Annotated in this window: 18 protein-coding genes; all 18 read right to left on the bottom strand. The window is 35.5% G+C overall.

The genetic code is table 11. The features are described 5' to 3' along the window. Positions 1–20: 20 nt before the first annotated feature. The gene (locus BHF68_RS03150) at positions 21–2,747 is read right to left on the bottom strand and encodes a Ger(x)C family spore germination protein (RefSeq protein WP_069642163.1); all 2,727 of its coding nucleotides are present in this window, start codon (positions 2,745–2,747) and stop codon (positions 21–23) included. Positions 2,748–2,920: 173 nt separating this feature from the next. Then, positions 2,921–3,322 (bottom strand): Asp23/Gls24 family envelope stress response protein, encoded by a 402-nt coding sequence (locus BHF68_RS03145; RefSeq protein WP_069642162.1) that lies wholly within the window; start codon positions 3,320–3,322, stop codon positions 2,921–2,923. Positions 3,323–3,400: 78 nt separating this feature from the next. After that, a complete protein-coding gene (locus tag BHF68_RS03140) occupies positions 3,401–5,761 on the bottom strand; it encodes an FtsK/SpoIIIE family DNA translocase (protein WP_069642161.1) in 2,361 nt (786 codons plus the stop codon). A gap of 114 nt (positions 5,762–5,875) precedes the next feature. After that, positions 5,876–6,094, bottom strand: a complete 219-nt coding sequence (locus BHF68_RS03135) for a YlzJ-like family protein (protein ID WP_069642160.1) — start codon at positions 6,092–6,094, stop codon at positions 5,876–5,878. Beyond that, the gene (locus BHF68_RS03130) at positions 6,091–6,843 is read right to left on the bottom strand and encodes a ClpP family protease (RefSeq protein ID WP_084019179.1); all 753 of its coding nucleotides are present in this window, start codon (positions 6,841–6,843) and stop codon (positions 6,091–6,093) included. The genes BHF68_RS03135 and BHF68_RS03130 overlap by 4 nt, the downstream gene beginning before the upstream one ends. A gap of 193 nt (positions 6,844–7,036) precedes the next feature. Continuing rightward, entirely contained in the window at positions 7,037–7,603 is a 567-nt protein-coding gene (locus tag BHF68_RS03125; protein ID WP_069642158.1) for a flavodoxin family protein, read from the bottom strand. 32 nt (positions 7,604–7,635) lie between these two features. Then, complete coding sequence (locus tag BHF68_RS03120; protein ID WP_069642157.1) at positions 7,636–8,685, bottom strand: GGDEF domain-containing response regulator; 1,050 nt, start codon at positions 8,683–8,685, stop codon at positions 7,636–7,638. Between the two features lie 113 nt (positions 8,686–8,798). Next, positions 8,799–9,881, bottom strand: coding sequence for a phosphodiester glycosidase family protein (locus BHF68_RS03115; RefSeq protein WP_245669619.1), 1,083 nt, complete (start codon positions 9,879–9,881; stop codon positions 8,799–8,801). Continuing rightward, positions 9,871–10,359, bottom strand: coding sequence for a hypothetical protein (locus BHF68_RS03110; RefSeq protein ID WP_069642156.1), 489 nt, complete (start codon positions 10,357–10,359; stop codon positions 9,871–9,873). Before BHF68_RS03110 ends, BHF68_RS03115 begins: the two co-directional genes overlap by 11 nt. A 127-nt stretch (positions 10,360–10,486) precedes the next feature. After that, entirely contained in the window at positions 10,487–10,657 is a 171-nt protein-coding gene (locus tag BHF68_RS15320; protein ID WP_176719866.1) for a hypothetical protein, read from the bottom strand. A gap of 69 nt (positions 10,658–10,726) precedes the next feature. Further along, positions 10,727–10,867, bottom strand: a complete 141-nt coding sequence (locus BHF68_RS15315) for a hypothetical protein (protein ID WP_176719865.1) — start codon at positions 10,865–10,867, stop codon at positions 10,727–10,729. Positions 10,868–11,041: 174 nt separating this feature from the next. Then, positions 11,042–12,715, bottom strand: a complete 1,674-nt coding sequence (locus BHF68_RS03105; protein ID WP_069642155.1) for a ribonuclease J — start codon at positions 12,713–12,715, stop codon at positions 11,042–11,044. Positions 12,716–12,873: 158 nt separating this feature from the next. Then, positions 12,874–13,854, bottom strand: a complete 981-nt coding sequence (locus BHF68_RS03100; protein WP_069642154.1) for an arsenic resistance protein — start codon at positions 13,852–13,854, stop codon at positions 12,874–12,876. A gap of 138 nt (positions 13,855–13,992) precedes the next feature. Next, on the bottom strand, positions 13,993–14,859 hold the full coding sequence (gene dapA / locus BHF68_RS03095) for a 4-hydroxy-tetrahydrodipicolinate synthase (RefSeq protein WP_069642153.1): 867 nt from the start codon (positions 14,857–14,859) through the stop codon (positions 13,993–13,995). A 33-nt stretch (positions 14,860–14,892) separates the two neighbouring features. Next, positions 14,893–16,101 carry an aspartate kinase gene (dapG, locus tag BHF68_RS03090; protein WP_069642152.1) on the bottom strand — a complete coding sequence of 403 codons (1,209 nt, stop codon included), beginning with the start codon at positions 16,099–16,101 and terminating at the stop codon, positions 14,893–14,895. A 25-nt stretch (positions 16,102–16,126) separates the two neighbouring features. After that, on the bottom strand, positions 16,127–17,176 hold the full coding sequence (locus BHF68_RS03085) for an aspartate-semialdehyde dehydrogenase (RefSeq protein WP_069642151.1): 1,050 nt from the start codon (positions 17,174–17,176) through the stop codon (positions 16,127–16,129). Between the two features lie 54 nt (positions 17,177–17,230). Next, positions 17,231–17,830: a dipicolinate synthase subunit B gene (locus tag BHF68_RS03080; RefSeq protein ID WP_069642150.1), complete on the bottom strand. Its 600-nt coding sequence runs from the start codon at positions 17,828–17,830 to the stop codon at positions 17,231–17,233. Then, on the bottom strand, positions 17,830–18,729 hold the full coding sequence (gene dpsA / locus BHF68_RS03075) for a dipicolinate synthase subunit DpsA (RefSeq protein ID WP_069642149.1): 900 nt from the start codon (positions 18,727–18,729) through the stop codon (positions 17,830–17,832). The genes BHF68_RS03080 and dpsA overlap by 1 nt, the downstream gene beginning before the upstream one ends. Positions 18,730–18,808 lie beyond the last annotated feature (79 nt).

The following is an 18,808-nucleotide window of genomic DNA, read 5'->3' as shown; positions in this document are numbered from 1 at the left end:
TAAATATTTATTTGTTAGCATTAATTTTCTTCGAACATAACTCCCCTATTCTGAGTCACCCCATATCTACGTAAATGGGTCTCGACCTCCACCTGAAATTCTATTTCGCTAAAAACATCCTCCCAATTTGTTTCTATAGTACGCCACGCTTTTGGATGCTGTCTCCTAATAATTTCTCCTATACCGAATATATCAGCGGTTTGTTCCTGAGCTTTAGCCAGTGCCAGATTTATCTCTCTCTTTATTTCATCTGATACTTTCAGTTCAACTTCTCGTAATGATTTGATTTTCGATATATCTATAACATCCTTGACTTCTGTAATATTACCTTCTTTTTCCACATTGATGTTTACTCTAACATTTCCGTTTTCTACAAATGTATCTATAGCAGTCTTTGTTCTAATGATATCTGTAGATATACCATCTCTATACCCTTCCCAATCTATAGTAATTATACCTCCATTTACGTCTCCTACAACCCACAATATTCCACGGGTAGTTAGCTCATCATAAAAGTCAATTAACTTGTCATTCTTAAAAACAGCACTACCCGAAATCAGTAGCGATGTCTTATTGTCTATATCATTATAGGTTTCTATAGCAGAAGCAACTGGTGCCCTTGTGTTAATCGCAGAAAAGTACAAAAAATCACGCAAGTATATGGCAGCAGCTAAGGATGTTGCTGCCCTTGCTTCAATCATTGAGGCTACCTCAACTGCTAATAGCGACTCTAAATTAGGAGTAGCCTTCATCAAGGCCTCTACATCTGTGCCGTTTGCTACTATAAACCATGTGCGTAACCTATTTTCTGGTGTGCGGTCAAAAAAATCCAAAACAGGTCCAACACCCTGCTTTGCTAATTCCTCACTAACTATAATGATTAAGTTGTGTGACCAATAAAGATTTCTGCCAGAATATCTCGTTAAATTCCGTGCAGCGTCATTGACATTTTTACCTTCAGCAGAAACTACCCATGTAGCTTCTGCACCGTTTCCGCCACCACCTTCTGGGCTTCCAGCCACGACTCCAGGCTTAATAATTTGTACTAGCATTTTAATTCGATAGCCATTTTCATCTTCAACTAAGTCTACCGCTACGCCATTTACAATAGCTCGATCATTTATCTCTTCCATATCCCAGCACCCAGTTAATAATAGTCCACTTAACATACATACTAACAACACTACAGGGGCTGATGGTCTTGGAGACCGGTTCCGGCGTTGTTTGCGCCAATTAATAATTTGAGGTCTTAATTTCATACTCCACCAAGGAGCTCGTACAACCGAGTCCTTTAGTCCCTCTTTTATTAACGGGGCAAACGGAGCCATATAAGGTACACCATAGGAGCGTAACGAGCATAAGTGAATAAGAACTACCATACCCCCAAGAATTATGCCATATAAACCAAATATTCCTGCTAAAATCATAAAAGGAAATCTAATAAAACGTAAAGAACTATGTATACCAAAGCCTGGTATAGCAAATGAAGATATGGCTGTGCCAGCTACGACGATAACCATTGGCTGTGAAACTAATCCAGCACTAACAGCTGCTTCACCTAAAATTAGGCCTCCAACAATACTAACCGTCGACCCTATTGCTTTAGGCATTCTGGCCCCAGCTTCCTTTAGAGCTTCAAAGGTAAACTCCATTAAGAATGCTTCAATTATTGCTGGAAACGGTACCCCCTCCCTAGCTGCTGCTACACTAATTAACAAGGGCGTTGGTAGCATCTCTGGATGATAGGTAACGACCGCTATATATATACTTGGTAGTAAAACAGATATAAATAAAGCAAAAAAACGAATAAGCCTAATTGCTGTTCCACCCATATACCTATTATAATAATCTTCACTTGCGTGCAATAAATCTTCAAACACCATCGGTACACAAAGTACAAACGGTGTGTTGTCTACTATTATAATTATACGCCCTTCTAAAAGTGCAGCTGAGGCATCATCAGGCCGTTCTGTAGTACTGATACTTGGGAACGGCGAGAATGGATTATCTTCAATTAACTCTTCTATATACCCAGATTCTAATATCGCATCTATGTCAATACGTTCTATTCGCGTTTTGACTTCTTCTAGCACCTTTGGATTGACAATACCATTGATGTATACTAAGCATACGTTCGTCCTACTAGTCCTACCAACGGTTAAAGACTCTGTCTTTAAATTATGATCTTTTATCTTTCTTCTTAATAAGGCAGTATTGCTTCTTAATACTTCAATAAAACCTTCCCTTGGACCCCTAACTACGACACTCGATTCAGGTTCACCTATCCCACGGGTACTAAATCCTTCAACGCCAGCTACAATCGCAGAATCTACACCATCTATTAACATAACTGCCTGAGCATTCAAAACATTGTCCTTGACCTCTGAAATTGTATCACAAGTCTTTAAGTTATTTGCAGATAAAACACGTTGAATTACAGAATCCATCCACTCTTTACCATTAGAAAGGTTATCTATTTCGACGATGTAATCTTTGTGATTATCTAAGGTTACAATTCTTTCCAGAATATCTCTATTAATAACGTCACTATTTACAAGGCCTTCAACATAAAGAATTACACCCTTACGTTCCTTATCGTGTAGCCTAATGATAAACTCTCGAAATATTACATCTGTGGTGTTTTCAAACATTTCCTTAAGCACACCAATATTACGATCTAATTCTTTATGTATCAACCATGGCTCTATAAAACCTGTAAATCTCCGTGCTTTTTTTGGAACCTTCATGACAGATTAACCTCCCAAAAAATTATATCTTCATTATTTGTCTTAATTCATTAACTATGCATAGCCTTTTCATAAACCACCTAAACTTATTAGTCCTGATTGGTATAAAAAAAACAGGGTTATTCACCCTGTTTTAGCATGCATCCTATAAAATAGTTGATAATGTTAAAATTCTAGTCTTTAGCTATTTCCTCGTTAAGTTCTTCTACTATTTTTAATCCGTCAACCATTAGATTTACTTCCACAACTTCTAGACCCGTCATATAGTATATTGTTTGCTTTAAATCCGACTTTAGCTCTTTATATATGTCTGGAATCGAGTGAGCATATTCTACAATAATGTTAATATCAAAAACAACCTCAGACTCCTCTACTACGACCTTAATACCCTTATACTGCTGCTTATTACTTAATCGTTCAGCTATGCCATCAAAAATTCCACCACTTATTGAATAGATGCCTATAACGTCACGGGCTACAATTGCTGCAATATGCTTTATCACCTCAGGGTTAAAAGTAAGTCTACCTTTAACTCCACTAATTGATTGTATTTCTTTTATTATTTGTGTTGTCATTTATAACATCTCCTTGTTAATAGTTGTACAAATATCACTGTTGTTCAATCTTATGTAGACTATTTACAAGAAATGCTACTATTTAGAATTCTGTTGCTGTTGAATATGCTGTTCCTTCGTTATAAGTACTTCCCTAGGCTTACTACCTTCAAAACTCCCGACCACGCCCTGCTCCTCCATCGTGTCAATCAATCTCGCTGCCCGTGCATATCCTATTTTTAGCTTTCTTTGTAAATATGAAACTGAGGCCTGTCCTGCATCCACTACTAGATCAACTGCCTGTAAGTACAATTCGTCTTGGACGTCTTCAATCAAATCATTTATTGGAGCTTCCGTAAAATCTAATAATTCCTCCTGACTATTAGCTTGTTGCTGCGATTTTACATGGGTAACAATTTCTTCAATCTCCTGTTCAGATAAATAGGCACCTTGTAAGCGAACTGGTTTAGCCGCTCCAACTGGTAAAAACAGCATATCTCCTCTGCCTAGTAATTTTTCTGCACCACCCATATCGAGTATTGTTCTTGAGTCAGTCTGTGATGCTACGGAAAAGGCAATTCTACTCGGTATATTCGCCTTAATAATTCCTGTAATGACATCTACACTTGGTCTCTGGGTAGCAATAATCAAATGTATACCAGCAGCTCTAGCCATTTGTGCAATACGACAAATGGCGTCCTCAACATCACCTGGAGCTACCATCATAAGGTCAGCTAATTCGTCAATAATTACAACTATTTGAGGTAAGCACTCAAAAGAATCGTTTCCTTTAGAATGTTCTTCTTTTATTAAAAAGTTGTATCGTTCTAAATCCCGAGCCTTGCGCTCTGCAAACAAACGATATCTTCTTTCCATCTCTTGCACTACTTTTTTCAGTAAATATGACGCTTGACGTGGATCTGTTACTACTGGCGTTACTAAATGAGGTATACCGTTATATACGTTTAGCTCAACCATTTTAGGATCAATCATGAATAACTTCACTTCATCTGGAGTTGCTTTATATAAAATACTAGTTATGATCCCATTAACACAGACACTTTTACCCGACCCAGTCGAGCCAGCTATCAACAAATGGGGCATTTTTGCTAAATCTGCTACTATCGAATTTCCTGATAAATCCTTACCAAGTGCAATAGTAAGCTTTGATGATGCTTGTTTAAATTCATTACTTGATACGACTTCTCTAAGTCCTATTACTTCTATATCTTGATTTGGAACTTCTATGCCTATAGCTGCTTTACCTGGAATAGGTGCTTCCATCCTAATATCCTTTGCTGCAAGTGCTAATGCTAAGTCATCTGTTAAATTTAATACTTTACTAACTTTTACACCAATAGCAGGCTGAAGCTCGTAGCGAGTAACAGATGGTCCTTGGCTATAGTTTACAACTTTCGCTACCACACCAAAACTCTCTAAAGTTGCTTCAAGCTTTCTTATGTTCGAGGAAATGTTAATATCTACCTTGCGTTTTGATGAACGATTCTCTAACAATTCTATAGATGGGAATCTATAGCTGCCTTGTCTGTTAATGTCTTGGTAGCTAGAATGCTTATCATCCTGTGCTAGAACTGATTGTAAATCTGTTAATGAATCGCTTTTTTCTACTGCCGTAGCACTTATGTCTTTTTCAACTTCGTTAAAAGAAGTATAGGAAATTACTTTGTCATTATTTTTTTTATCTTCGCTTTGATTTATAAACTTATTATTGGCTTGTTTTAAGACTCTGGTTTCTTCCTGTAAAACATGCGAAGCCTTATTACTATTTGTCTCTTTTGTATCTGCTTCAGCTAAATCAGATTTTTCAGCTTGCTCAATTTTTGCAACATTTTTTGGATTTAAAATCCCCAATATATTTCCAATGTATTCCAACAAACGTTTGTATAAATCTTTGATTTGTGCTATAGCTTTATATAAAACATCACCTATTGTAAGTTTTGTTATTAATAAAATTCCAATTAACATTGCACCAATTAGAACAAGCCTCGTCCCACTTACGTCGAACAAGTATATGCTTATCCACAAGAAAACAGCACCTATTAAGCCCCCTCCTAAATCGATAGATTCTTGCGTATTCCTGCTATCAATTATAGCCTGATAGGTTGTTTGTATAATGTTGAATTCAGCACCCGTTCTACCTACTAGCTGTACATATAAATTCAAATGACTATATATCAAAAGTACTAAAAAAAATAAAATAATCCCGAAAAATCTTGAACTGTATTGAATTTGCTTTCTCTTAAATATTATGTATACTGCATAAGCACCAGTAAACAGAGGTATTAAAAATCCCCAATTACCTGCAAAAAGCCTTGTGATAAAAGATAATGAATTCCCGATTGATCCAAATTGACCTAATGCCAAAGCCGAAATTACTATGATAATGATACCAATAAGTTCGTATTTAATATTTCTGTTCAGTTCTTTAAATGCACCCATTGTCTTCGCTCCCTAATCTTATCTATCCTACATATAATAATCTACAATAGTTAATACTGCAATAAACATAAAGACATCTACTTAATAATTCTTGTAGATGCCTTAAGTTCCTTCTTACTCAGGTCTAAAATATATTATTTTTCCTGGAGTATAATTAGCGTTTAAAAAATCATTAGGATTACTGCTTATTAAGCGTACAATTTTAGCTTGATAGCTGTCAATCGACTCAACTATTACTTTTTTACCCTGGTAGTCCATTTCTGTATAGTTAGGTTCTTCAATATCAGTCTGATTAAGAACAGATTCTATTGGTAAAGGTGTATAGATTATCATTGTAATAACCCGCCTCCTTTATTTTGAGCAATTAGTTCGTTTAGCTTTTTAATTGCTTGTCCTAAACCACCGACTTCATCAATGATACCGTGGTTAACAGCGTCAATTCCAATAACGTTAGTTCCAATATCTCGTGCTAAATTACCTGTTTTATACATTAATTCCTTAAACTTTTCTTCACTTATGTTTGAATGCTTAGTCACAAACCTGACTACCCTTTCCTGCATCTTATCCAAATACTCATAGGTTTGTGGCACTCCAATAACAAGACCAGTTAAGCGAATAGGATGAATAGTCATCGTCGCCGTTTCAGCTATGTAACTATAATTAGAGGATACGGCAATTGGCACTCCAATTGAGTGACCACCACCTAAGACCAACGTTACAGTTGGTTTAGAAAGACTTGAAATCATTTCAGCTAATGCTAGTCCTGCCTCTACATCGCCGCCAACGGTATTTAATATAATTAAAATACCTTCAACTTTTTCATTCTGCTCAGCTGCGACAATTTGCGGTATTATATGCTCGTACTTTGTTGTTTTATTTTGTGGAGGTAATACCATATGGCCTTCAACCTGTCCAATAATGTTCAAACAGTGGATATTGCTCTCTACTTGTGGAATATTCGTCTGCCCAAAATTCTTGATTGTATCAATAATGTTAGGCTCTTCAAGTTCCTTCTTTTTACCTTTATTTTTTTGGGGTTTTGTTGGAGGTAATGCTGGATTGGGTTCAGATGTATCTGGCATATCCTGATTAATTAACCTTTTTCTTTTTTTATAATCCATTTCCGACATCTCCTTGATTAATTAGTTCAAACCGTATCTTTAAATAGTATTTGTCTTAAATAAAAATTCATACGGGACACTAAGATAACACAATTAAAACAAGCTTTAAGAAGCCATAACAAAGCCCTTGTTCAATTTGACAAGGGCCTAAAAATCAGTTTATTTTGTTTATAAGCTTTGCAACATTCGATGCAAAACGGGTTGTCGACTCTATACCTTCTGTATCTTTGAGGGCATCCCCTGGAGCTTTACCAAAAACAATATTCCAATACGATGATCCAGGTACTATCATTTCATTTATAAAATAAAACATAAGCATCTCTTGGTAGGTCGTCGATAATCCACCTCTTCTGCCGATAGCAACTGGGCCACCAACTTTCCAGGATAAAAATCTGTCCGTACCATAGGAAACCATACCAATTCTTTGTATAGCATTCATTAAGTCTCCCCTTGGTGTACCAAAGTACACAGGTGCTCCTATAATAAAGCCTTCGGCTTCTTTAACCTTAAAAAGAATATCATTTAATCCATCGTCGATAATGCACTTTTTTATTTCTTTGCATTTTCGGCAGCCTGTACAGCCTCGAATATTTTTACCTGACAATGAAATTATCTCAGCTTCTACATTTTCATTCTCAATACTTTTCTTGCATTCTTTCAATACATCCATAGTATTTCCTATTTTGTTCGGACTTCCTGATAGTAGTATTACTTTAGCCAAAACCCTTCCCCCTATCACAAATAATTCTCACGTTAATCAACTTTATGTTTTTTTTCGAGCTGTTTTTCAGATAATCGAATAATTTTTGCATCACAATGACCAGGAGTATTGCTATTTGCAGAATATACATGCACACAGTTTCTTCCTGATTTTTTTGACTCGTATAATGCTATATCCGCTTCTTTAAGTAGTTGGTGCCTTGTAGCTATATCTTCAGTCAAAGTAGATACTCCTAAGCTTATGGTAACATGCTCTCCTACTCTTGATTTTTCGTGTGGTATTTTTAGATTCTCAACATTATTTTTAGCTAATAATGCAATATTTTTGGCACCTTGCTCATCTGTATCAGGTAGTATAACTACAAATTCTTCCCCGCCATAACGAGCAACTAAATCACCAGGCCTTTTTACAATATCATTTAGTACACTGGCTATTTTCTTTAAACAGTCATCGCCAGCTTGATGTCCATAAGTATCATTGTACTCCTTAAAGAAATCAATATCTGCCATAATAATGGAAAGTTTTTTGTTGTTCCTTACTGCTCGCTTAAACTCTATCTCTAATGTTTCATCAAATCTTCTTCTATTTGCTACCCCTGTAAGGCCATCAATTGAAGACAATTCTTGCAATATTTTATTTAACTCTTTAAGCTCTCGTTCCCTATCTTTTCTTTTATCAATCTCATACTTTAAGTTTAATGCTGCCCTAACCCTTGCCAGTAACTCAAGCTTATTAAATGGTTTGGTTATATAATCATTAGCACCAGCATCAAATGCATCCTGTAAAGTTTTAATGTCTGTTTTTCCCGTTACCATAATGATGGGAATATCAGCCATTCCTTCAATATTACGTATTAATCTGCATGCCTCTATCCCTTCAATTTCAGGCATTATCCCGTCCATTAATATCAAATCTACTTCAATTGATACATCACTTGGTGACCCGCAAGAGTTCTTAAGAATATATTCGATAGCTTCCTTAGCAGATGATTTCATCACAATATCATCATAGCCATTTCCCATTAAAATATCACTCAAGACAGCTCTCGCTAGTGTTGAATCATCCACTATCAGGATACTCATGAAAAAATCACCTACCTTTATTTGTCACCAATTATAACTCACTATAATACTATAATATTTAATTATAAGTTTATTTGACACTATTTTCAATAACCAATGTCAAATAAACCAATTTACGGAATTATTACTATATTTGTAGTTACTCTCCGCTCTGACCCTGATGAAGGACGATTTAAAACCTGACCATCGTAAAAGAATGTGCTAGATCCTCCACCATCTAAGTTGTAAGCATCTCGCACATTAAATTCTAACAGCTTATCCTGAGCTTCTTCTAATGTTACACCCATACTCCAACCTTCTCGTCGACCGTCTATAACGATAAATAATAAGTCTCCATTTTCAAAATGACCAATCATAGTCCTTGGCTGCCTTGCATTAGCCCATTGGGCTGGTATCGACTGCTTAATACCATCTTTTAGTAAAGTAGGTAAAAAGCTGGCTCCATGTATAATACCAATTTGGTTTAATTGCTCCTCTGACTCAATTCTCCCGCCTACTAAGTTACCATTTTCATTAAATCCTATAACACTTAAATCTGAATTAGAGTATGTTAGAACTTCACCATCAATTACCGTGATACCTAATGGCCTAATTTTTCCGTCCTCACTCATAAAGCCACCTGCATTTACAGCTAGCATAGCACCAGAACGATTTGCTGCATTTCTAGTTGTTTCTCCAGAACTGAACACTTGGTCTTCTGCTAACACCATTCTAACTGCATTAGGGTTATGTAAGCGAACCTTCGCCATAAACCCACGGTAGCCAGCTTCTTCTAATGAATAAACTTTAATTCCAGCATTTTCTCCAAAGGTCTGCCCTATAGGTTGACCTAGCATCCTTGCTAATATCTGATCCAAAACATCCTCTGACCTTCTACTATTGTTTAAGCTAGCTTCAACTAATGCATCTAATTGAAATCTTTGTTGTTCATAAGCTAGCATATCTGTAAATGCATTATTACGTATCGCTTCAATTAGCATATTAGACATAGAAGCATAGGTGTAGGATTTTGAAATATCGAGGCTTAATTGGTTTATATCTTTTGTAAAAGCACTAATATTTTCGCTTATTTCATACTCCTGAATATAGAGCTGTGTTAATTCATCAGCAGATACATTAATACTCTTAAAACCCATGATAAAGCCAACAAGTGGGGTTATTAAAAGCAATAGTAATAATTGAATTTTAATAAACACGGGCAGCCTCCTCTAACCGTATTAGTTGAAGTCGTAATTCATCTAATTGTCGATCAAGGTCAGCAATTCTAGCTGTTAAGGCTTGACGAGTCTGATCACTACCTGTCATGGTTTGACCTGTTAACTCAAGCTCCTCTTGTATAAAACTTAATTGGTCTACAACAAGTACTATATCTTTATTAACACTTTGAATTTCTGCCTGTAACTTTACTAACTCTGCATTAAAATTGTCTATTGTGTTCATATTTGACTGATTAATACTGGCTATTTCTGCAGTAATTAGTTTTTGGCTTTCATTAATATAATTGATTGCATAGGTGTACCCAACCCAGAAAAGACCAGCCCATATTACTAAAACTGCTAAAAAACCAATGAAAATCTTCAAAGGCTTTTTCTTGTTATTTTTAGTAGCTCTGTCTAGGGAACCCATGGATTGTTGAGTACTTCTAGTTGCATATTCGTAATTATAATCTGACATTATCTAGCCCCCTAATTTAGTTTCATATATATATTAGTATAAAGGACATAGAATAAAATACAATCCTTAAATATACCTAAACGATTATTAGTACACTTAATGCAAAAAATCCGCCAATCGACGGATTTTAAAGATAATCTTTCCTCTTACCTATGCTAATTGCATCCACTGGCAAATTTGTAAGGTTAATTTTTAAATATAGATTGTTTTCTAATATGATTTCTACGTTAACCTCTTCACTATTATCGATGATTCTATAATCCAGAACCTTCTTCCCCTTTAAATCGTCTAATTTCACTGCCCCACCTCCCATGATGAATAGGTTTGATATTATTATTTTATGGGCTTTATATACCTTTTAGAACATCTATTCATCACAGCTGTGAACTAGCTCCTCGTCTTTTTCATTAAAAAAACTACTGTCTCCCAATCCGTCTATATCAACTTGATTTGGGTCAATTTTATCTTGATGCTCTGCAGAAACTTGCTTTAACTCTTTCGGGTCCATAGTACACCTCCCAGCAATAATGTTAGTCGTAATAAATACAAATAATTGTGTTTCTAGTATTTTGTGTACTGAGTTTATTTTTTAACCTAAATAGCATGAAAAAACCTGGAAAATTACTTTTCCAGGTTTTAAAGTGATTGATTAGTTTATTTATATTAGCTTATTTTATTAGCTTTATACTTCCATAATTATTGGTAGTATCATCGGTTTTCTTCTAGTTCTCTCAAATAAGAATTTACCAAGTGATTCTTTTACATTTGTTTTGACAGAAGACCAGTCACTCATTTTATCGGCATTCATTTTTGAAAGTGTGTCAGCAACCACCTTATTAGCCTCTTCCAAAAGTTTTTCTGACTCTCTGACGTATACAAATCCTCTAGACACAATATCAGGACCAGAAAGGACAGATCCATCTTTCTTACTTAAAGTAACAACAACGACTAAAATACCGTCTTGAGACAATAGCTTACGGTCTCGTAATACGATGTTTCCAACGTCTCCAATACCAAGTCCATCGATTAATACATTCCCTGAAGGAACCTTGCCTGTTATGCGTCCAGTACCTTGAGAAAATTCTACTACATCACCAATTTCCATTTTTATCACATGTTCTTCAGTAATGCCCACTTGCTCGGCTATATTAGATAACTCCCTCATCATACGGTATTCACCATGAATTGGAATAACATGCTTAGGCTTTACTAAATTCATCATTAGCTTAAGTTCTTCTTGGCTTCCATGTCCTGAAACATGCACCCCAGATACTGAGCGATATGTAACTGAAGCTCCACACTTAAATAATAAATCTATTGTTTTTGAAACAAGTTTTTCATTTCCTGGAATTGGTGTTGCTGCTAAAATCACAGTGTCTCCAGGCAATACTTCTACTTTACGATGTGCACCCCTAGCCATTCTGCTTAATGCTGACATCGGCTCACCTTGACTACCTGTTGATAAAATAACAATTTCGTCTCCAGGCAGTTTATCTATTTCATCAATATCTACAAGTACACCATCTGGCACGTGTAAGTAGCCTAACTCCATTGCAATTTGAACGACATTAATCATACTTCGTCCAACTACAGTAACTTTTCTCTCAAACTTTACAGCTGACTCAATTACCTGTTGAAGTCTATGCACATTAGAAGCAAATGTTGCAACTATTATTCTTTGCTGAGCAGAGCGGAAAGCTTCATCGATTGCTATCCCTACACTTCGTTCAGATAGTGTAATTCCTGGACGCTCTGCATTTGTGCTATCTACTAGCAAAGCAATAACATTCTGATTCCCTAATTCTGCAAGCTTTTGATAATTGGTAACTTTACCATCTACAGGCGTTTGATCAAATTTGAAATCTCCTGAATGAACAATTATACCTTCAGGAGTTTTAATAATAAGTCCTGTAGCATCTGGAATACTATGGTTAACATGGAAAAATTCAATTTCAAAGTGTTTTCCAAGCTCTATTTTTGCAGTGCTATTAACAACATTTAACTGTGCAGTTTCACTAAGTTGGTGCTCCTTAAGTTTGTTTCCAACTAGGCCTAAGGTTAGTTTAGTTCCATAAATAGGCAATGACGAGAAGTTTTTTAATAAATACGGAACTCCTCCAATATGGTCTTCATGACCATGGGTAATAACTAAGCCTTTAATTTTATCCTTATTTTCTATTAAATAAGTGTAATCAGGAATAACAATATCTATCCCCAGCATTTCCTCATCTGGAAATTTAAGTCCAGCATCTACTACAACAATTTCATCCTTATACTGGAATACAAACATATTTTTTCCTATTTCCCCTACTCCGCCCAAAGGGATGATAGAAAGCTTGTCTTGATTGCGAGACAATATCCCACCTCCATAAAATTATATTATTTTTTTGATTGTTTTTTTTGATTATTATTTGGTATAGTATTCGTTTGTTATGCTTACAAATAAAGGAAACCGCACCAATCACTTGTCCATATTATACATTAAGTGACATTAACAAACAAGTCAACAAACTGTTAATTAGTAATGTTTGAATTTTCAGTTATTATTGCTGATTTCCATATGTATTTATTGGCAATTTTTCCATACCAAGCTGCAGCCTGGGCTTGAAATACATAAGCGAAGGTTATTACAAACACCGTTATTCCACCAAAGGCAGCTATGGTAATACCTAAGGAAATTGTTAAATGTCTAATTGCTGTGCCATAGACTAATGCTATACCATCTTCTTTATTAAACCATTTTTTAGATATTATAGTAGCTATAGAAAATGTTAAAATGTAGAAAAATGTAAATGCAAATATCAATACGACAATTTGCTGCTTATATTGTATCAATCCTTCAACCTGTAAGCTTATATTTAAAAGAATGATAATAGATAACAGCCAGCTATTTATGTTTGGCAGATAGTAACCAGTAATGCGTTGAAAATTATCGTATTTATTATATGCTAGGAACTTCTGCACAACTTGAGATATTAATAATGGCAAAATGACCATTAGCACTATTGATAAAAAAACGTCTTTTAAAGGTATAGCTATAGTTTGTCCTACTATGAAAAATAAATAAATTGGTAGTAGAAACGAACCAATCAGTAGACCAACTGTGCTCATTCTCACTGCAGCCTGTACATTCCCTTTTGCAAGTACGGTCCATATGATACTCATACTACTAGTAGGTAATGCTGCTAAAAATATAAAGCCAATTGCCATTTCTGGTGTCAAAGGAAATATTGTTATTGTTAACCAGGCTACAAATGGTACAATAATAAAATTAATTACTAAGGAAATGCATAAAATTTTGTTGCCATGTCTATGAAATAAAGCTCTCCAAGGAAATCCCAACATTGCTGATACGACCATAACGAAGGTAAGGGGCAATATAATTGCTCTTAATTGTTCAGTGTTAACAAATATTCCTAAAAATACACCTAAAATCATACTAAGTGGGATAACAAGATGTAGATTTTGTGATGGAAAAGTGAAAAGCCGCTGCATTTAAGTCTCCTATTAACTATTATATATTTCTTTTATTTACTATTGTAAAAAAGAACCTGACATCGTATGATAGCCAAGCTCCTTTACAAATTATAACTGTTAAATGTTTTGATTTTCTAACTATTTGTTTTTATTCGCTTATTCTTGTAATAAGTTTTTTACAAACTGCTGTTGTTCTGGTGTCGCTCCCACTAATGGTGGCCTTACTGAACCTACTTCAATACCTTTTTGATTTAAGGCGGCTTTTACTGGCACTGGGTTAGAGGTGATAAACATGCCTTCAAAGATAGGCATTAACCTTTGATGTTCCTTAGCAGCTTTTTCAACGTTACCTGCTATATAATCGTTAATCATTGCTTTAATTTCGTTACCTATAACATGACCTGCAACGCTGACTACGCCATGTCCACCTACAGCTAACATTGGTAATGTATTTGAATCGTCACCGCTATAAACTAAAAATTTATCGTCTGTTCCTAATAATATATTAGTTACCTGCGCAAGATCTCCGCTTGCCTCTTTAATGCAGCATATATTTTCTATTTTAGCTAAACGGACAACAGTAGCTGCTTTCATATTTAAAGATGTTCTGCCTGGAACATTATAGAGCATAATAGGCAGCTTTGTACTCTCAGCAATTGCTTTGAAGTGCTGATAAAGTCCTTCATCAGAAGGCTTATTATAGTATGGTACTACTAGCATCGCTCCATCTACTCCAAGTTTCTCGGCCGCCTGTGTTAATTCTATAGATTCTTTTGTGTTATTACTGCCTGTTCCCGCAATGATTTTCAACTTGCCTTGTGCACGTTCTATTACTGTTTCAAACAGCTTAATTTTTTCTGCTTTTGTTAGGTTAGGGGACTCACCAGTAGTGCCTCCCACTACTAACCCATCGTTACCTTGCTCAATTAAATAATCTACAAGTAAATTCACTTTATTATAATCCACTTCTAAATCATCCGTAAAAGGTGTTACCATAGCCGTTATTAAACGTCCAAAATCCATAAAAATTCCCTCCCAAACATTTAGTAATCTTAATTATAAATTAAATGCTTTATGCAACGCCTTAACGCCTTTTGCCATATCATTTTCTTTAACTAAGACCCAGATTGTTGTGTGTGAGTCTGCAGATTGTAAAATTTTTATATTATTATATGTTAATGTTTCAATAATTTTCGCCATAACACCAGGGACGCCTGTCATTGCTGCCCCGATACATGATATTTTAGCACAATTACGCTCAATTTTCGGTTTTAGTCCTAGTGTACTTAAAACATTAGTTGCTAAATCAGTAACTCCATCAGCAACCGTATATGCTACACCGTTCATGTTTACGTTAATAAAGTCGACACTTATATCATTGTCTGCCATCGCACGGAAAACCTTCATTTGTAAATCGTACTGACCTTCATCAGCATGGATTTTAATTTGTGTTATTTTGTCTAATTGTGTGATGCTTGTAATTAATTGCTTTTGATTGTTATTTATATCTTGTACTTTTTGGTCTGTTATTATTGTTCCAGGCCCATTATTAAATGTAGACCTAATTCTAATTGGTATCTTTTTCTGCATTGCAGCTTCAACAGCTCTGGGATGTATAACTTTAGCGCCTTGGTAAGCCAAATTACATATTTCATGATAAGTAATAGTATTAAGTTTTTTTGCATCTGCTACAATTCTTGGGTCAGCTGTCATAACTCCATCTACATCTGTATAAATATCACAGTAGTCTGCATCTAGTGCTGCTCCTATGGCTGTAGCGGTAGTATCACTGCCACCTCTGCCAAGGGTAGTTATTTCTCCCTGTTTAGATACTCCTTGAAATCCTGTAATGATTACAATTTTATCATCAAATAGCTCTTTTCTGATTCTTTCCGTATTAATATCTATAATTTGTGCGTCATTATACTCCTGTGTTGTTTGAATTCCAGCCTGATAGCCAGTTAAAACTATCGCTTGGTGACCAGATTGTGTAAGCATATTAGCCATAACTGTAGCAGATATTATTTCACCACAATGAACTAATAAATCTTTTTCGCGTTTTTCTGGGCTGTTTTTGCCTTTGTAATGAAATAAACTTAGTAATGTATCTGTGGCGTATGGATCACCCATACGCCCCATTGCAGATACAACGACAACAACTTTCTTACCTTCTATTTTAGCTCGGATTATATGCCCTATTGCCTGCTCCCTCTTCTCAATACTTGTAAGGGAGGATCCACCAAATTTTTGCACAATAATACTCATATATATCCCTGCTTATGAATTATTTTTATTTCCAAACCTCTTTAGTTTTTGTAAGATATTCTGCAATTTGCACAGCGTTCCAAGCGGCACCCTTTAATAGGTTGTCAGCTACAACCCACATGTTAATGCCCTTCTCGTTATATAAATCTTTTCTGATACGTCCTACGTATACATCAAGTTTCCCATCTACATCAGTTGCTAACGGATATTCCTGTTCCTGAATATTATCTACAACTTGTAGACCTTCAAAGTTGGAAAGGGAAGCTACGACATCTTTCATGTCAAATGCTTCTTTTGTCTCAACATAGATTGCCTCCGAATGGCCGTTTACAATACCTATACGTACAGCCGTAGGAGTAACTTCTATTGAGGAGTCCTCAAATATTTTTTGAGTTTCATTTACCATCTTCATTTCTTCTTTAGTAAAACCGTTATCCTCGAATACATCAATTTGAGGTATAGCATTAAATGCAATTTGATAATGCTTTGGCAGCGATCCAACGGGTAGTATTTCTTTTGGAAAGTCTGTTTTGCCATCAAGTACAGCCTGTGCTTGAGCTTGAAGCTCTTTAACAGCTTCTACTCCAGATCCTGATACTGCTTGATAGGTGGACACGACAATACGCTTAATTCCCCACTTATCAAAAATTGGTTTCAAGGCAACAACCATTTGAATAGTAGAGCAATTTGGATTTGCTATGATTCCTTGATGATCTTTTGCCCTTTCGATATTAACCTCGGGAACAATAAGCGGAACATTCTCATCCATTCTAAAAGCACTTGTGTTATCAACGACAATCGCACCACTTTTAACTGCTGCAGGTGCTAACGCTTTACTTACACTGCCACCAGCACTAAATAATGCAATGTCAATGCCTGCAAAAGCGTTTTCATTTGCTTCTTGAATTTCTAGCTCTTTGCCTTTGTACATCACTTTTTTCCCTACTGATCTCTTTGATGCTAACAAGCGCAGCTCATCCGTTGGAAAATCTCTACTTTCTAACATTGAAATCATTGCTTGACCTACAGCTCCTGTTGCCCCAACAACAGCTACATTGAATTTTTCCTTTACCATAACCCTCTTACAACTCCTTTAACTTAATTATTTTTATTGTTTATTTTATATTGTTTATTTCTTCTTACTAAATACTTCAACTATAACAGGCTGAATTTGCTTGTATTCTAAAGCTTTTTCTATAGTCGGAATAATCATGCTCATATCAGCAACTATTGAATTCTCTTTATTAATTGGATCATCTTGACCGAAAGGTACCATGAAAATATTTTTAATAGCACATAATCTACCAATGTTTACTCCATTCAATCCTAAACCATCATTTGTTGATACTGCAATAACGACAGGACGTTGGTTTCTTAATTGTGCTTTAGTAGCCATTAAAACTGCTGTGTCTGTAATAGCATTAGCCAGCTTACCTATTGTATTCCCTGAGCATGGTGCTATCACAAGTACGTCTAATAGAGCTTTAGGACCTACTGGTTCAGCATCAACGATAGTACTAATACATTTGTTGTTTGTAATTTGCTCTATTTCTTTAATCCAATCAGCTGCTTTACCAAATCTAGTGTCAGTATCTTTCACCGATTCTGTGATAATTGGTATTACTTCAGCGCCTCTATTTTTTAATTCTTTTAAAATTGGCATTATTTTAGCAAAGGTACAATGAGATCCAGTAAATGCAAAACCAATTGTTTTTCCTGAAACATCCATTAATTTTCACCCCCAAGCTGATGTTTGTGTTCCGATAAAAGTCGTGCTAAAGCATTAGCAATGATTTTACCAGCTGTTTTAGGGGCAACGATTCCAGGCAATCCTGGAGCTAATATTGACTTAATACCACGTTTTTCTGCATAACGGAAATCAGTACCACCTGGCTTAGAGGCTAAATCTATTATTAACGCATGTGGTGGTAGCTTAACTAAGCATGAAGCATCTAGTACTAATGCAGGTATAGTATTATATACTATGTCAGCATGTATTAGATATTCTGGCATTTTACTTATATGAACAGGTGTAAGTCCCATCTCCTCAGCTCTAGCTAAGTCTTCAGGTTTTCTTGCTACCAAGTAGACTTTGGCACCTAATGCTTTAAGTGTTCTAGCAAGGGTGACACCTACTCTACCTAAGCCTAGAACGAATACACTTGAGCTGTGAATTGTAAAATCAGTATTTTGAATAGCCATTAAAATCGCACCTTCAGCAGTAGGTATAGAATTTGAGATGGCTACTTCATTTAAATTCATCAATTCAACTAATTTTTTATCTGTAATGCTACAATAATTCTTTAAACACTGATTGGCAATACCTGTAAATACAATTACATTTTTGTTTGCTTTTGCAAAATGCTCTTCTGTTAATATCAACTCTTTATTAGTAAAGCATGAGTCGACTTTTCCATCTTCTTGGATACCAGTAACAGGTAACACAATAGCATCAACATTCTCAAAAGAATTTGGGGTTATATCCTTCTTAATCGCACCTGTAAACTCGTTTTTTAAATTTTCAAATCCAAATAATAAAATCGAAGCATCCAAGTCCGAGCAATGTTGTATAACTTCGATTTGGCGAGCATCGCCGCCTATAAAAGCTATTCTAAATCCTGTAAGCATTGTCTAACCCCTTTCCAACATTGTAAGCGAAATCAAAAAAATATCAAGCATTATCTAATAAACAGTATAATATATTTTT

Origin of the sequence: Desulfuribacillus alkaliarsenatis (assembly GCF_001730225.1) — a bacterium.
GTDB lineage: Bacteria > Bacillota > Bacilli > Desulfuribacillales > Desulfuribacillaceae > Desulfuribacillus > Desulfuribacillus alkaliarsenatis.
This window is presented reverse-complemented; position numbering and strand designations above follow the sequence as displayed.

Excerpts from the sequence above, each read along its gene's own strand:
- BHF68_RS03150 (WP_069642163.1), bottom strand. The coding sequence starts at position 2,747 with ATGAAGGTTCCAAAAAAAGCACGGAGATTTACAGGTTTTATAGAGCCA.
- BHF68_RS03145 (WP_069642162.1), bottom strand. The coding sequence starts at position 3,322 with ATGACAACACAAATAATAAAAGAAATACAATCAATTAGTGGAGTTAAA.
- BHF68_RS03140 (WP_069642161.1), bottom strand. The coding sequence starts at position 5,761 with ATGGGTGCATTTAAAGAACTGAACAGAAATATTAAATACGAACTTATT.
- BHF68_RS03135 (WP_069642160.1), bottom strand. The coding sequence starts at position 6,094 with ATGATAATCTATACACCTTTACCAATAGAATCTGTTCTTAATCAGACT.
- BHF68_RS03130 (WP_084019179.1), bottom strand. The coding sequence starts at position 6,843 with ATGCCAGATACATCTGAACCCAATCCAGCATTACCTCCAACAAAACCC.
- BHF68_RS03120 (WP_069642157.1), bottom strand. The coding sequence starts at position 8,685 with ATGAGTATCCTGATAGTGGATGATTCAACACTAGCGAGAGCTGTCTTG.
- BHF68_RS03110 (WP_069642156.1), bottom strand. The coding sequence starts at position 10,359 with ATGTCAGATTATAATTACGAATATGCAACTAGAAGTACTCAACAATCC.
- BHF68_RS15315 (WP_176719865.1), bottom strand. The coding sequence starts at position 10,867 with ATGGACCCGAAAGAGTTAAAGCAAGTTTCTGCAGAGCATCAAGATAAA.
- BHF68_RS03100 (WP_069642154.1), bottom strand. The coding sequence starts at position 13,854 with ATGCAGCGGCTTTTCACTTTTCCATCACAAAATCTACATCTTGTTATC.
- dapA (WP_069642153.1), bottom strand. The coding sequence starts at position 14,859 with ATGGATTTTGGACGTTTAATAACGGCTATGGTAACACCTTTTACGGAT.
- dapG (WP_069642152.1), bottom strand. The coding sequence starts at position 16,101 with ATGAGTATTATTGTGCAAAAATTTGGTGGATCCTCCCTTACAAGTATT.
- BHF68_RS03085 (WP_069642151.1), bottom strand. The coding sequence starts at position 17,176 with ATGGTAAAGGAAAAATTCAATGTAGCTGTTGTTGGGGCAACAGGAGCT.
- BHF68_RS03080 (WP_069642150.1), bottom strand. The coding sequence starts at position 17,830 with ATGGATGTTTCAGGAAAAACAATTGGTTTTGCATTTACTGGATCTCAT.
- dpsA (WP_069642149.1), bottom strand. The coding sequence starts at position 18,729 with ATGCTTACAGGATTTAGAATAGCTTTTATAGGCGGCGATGCTCGCCAA.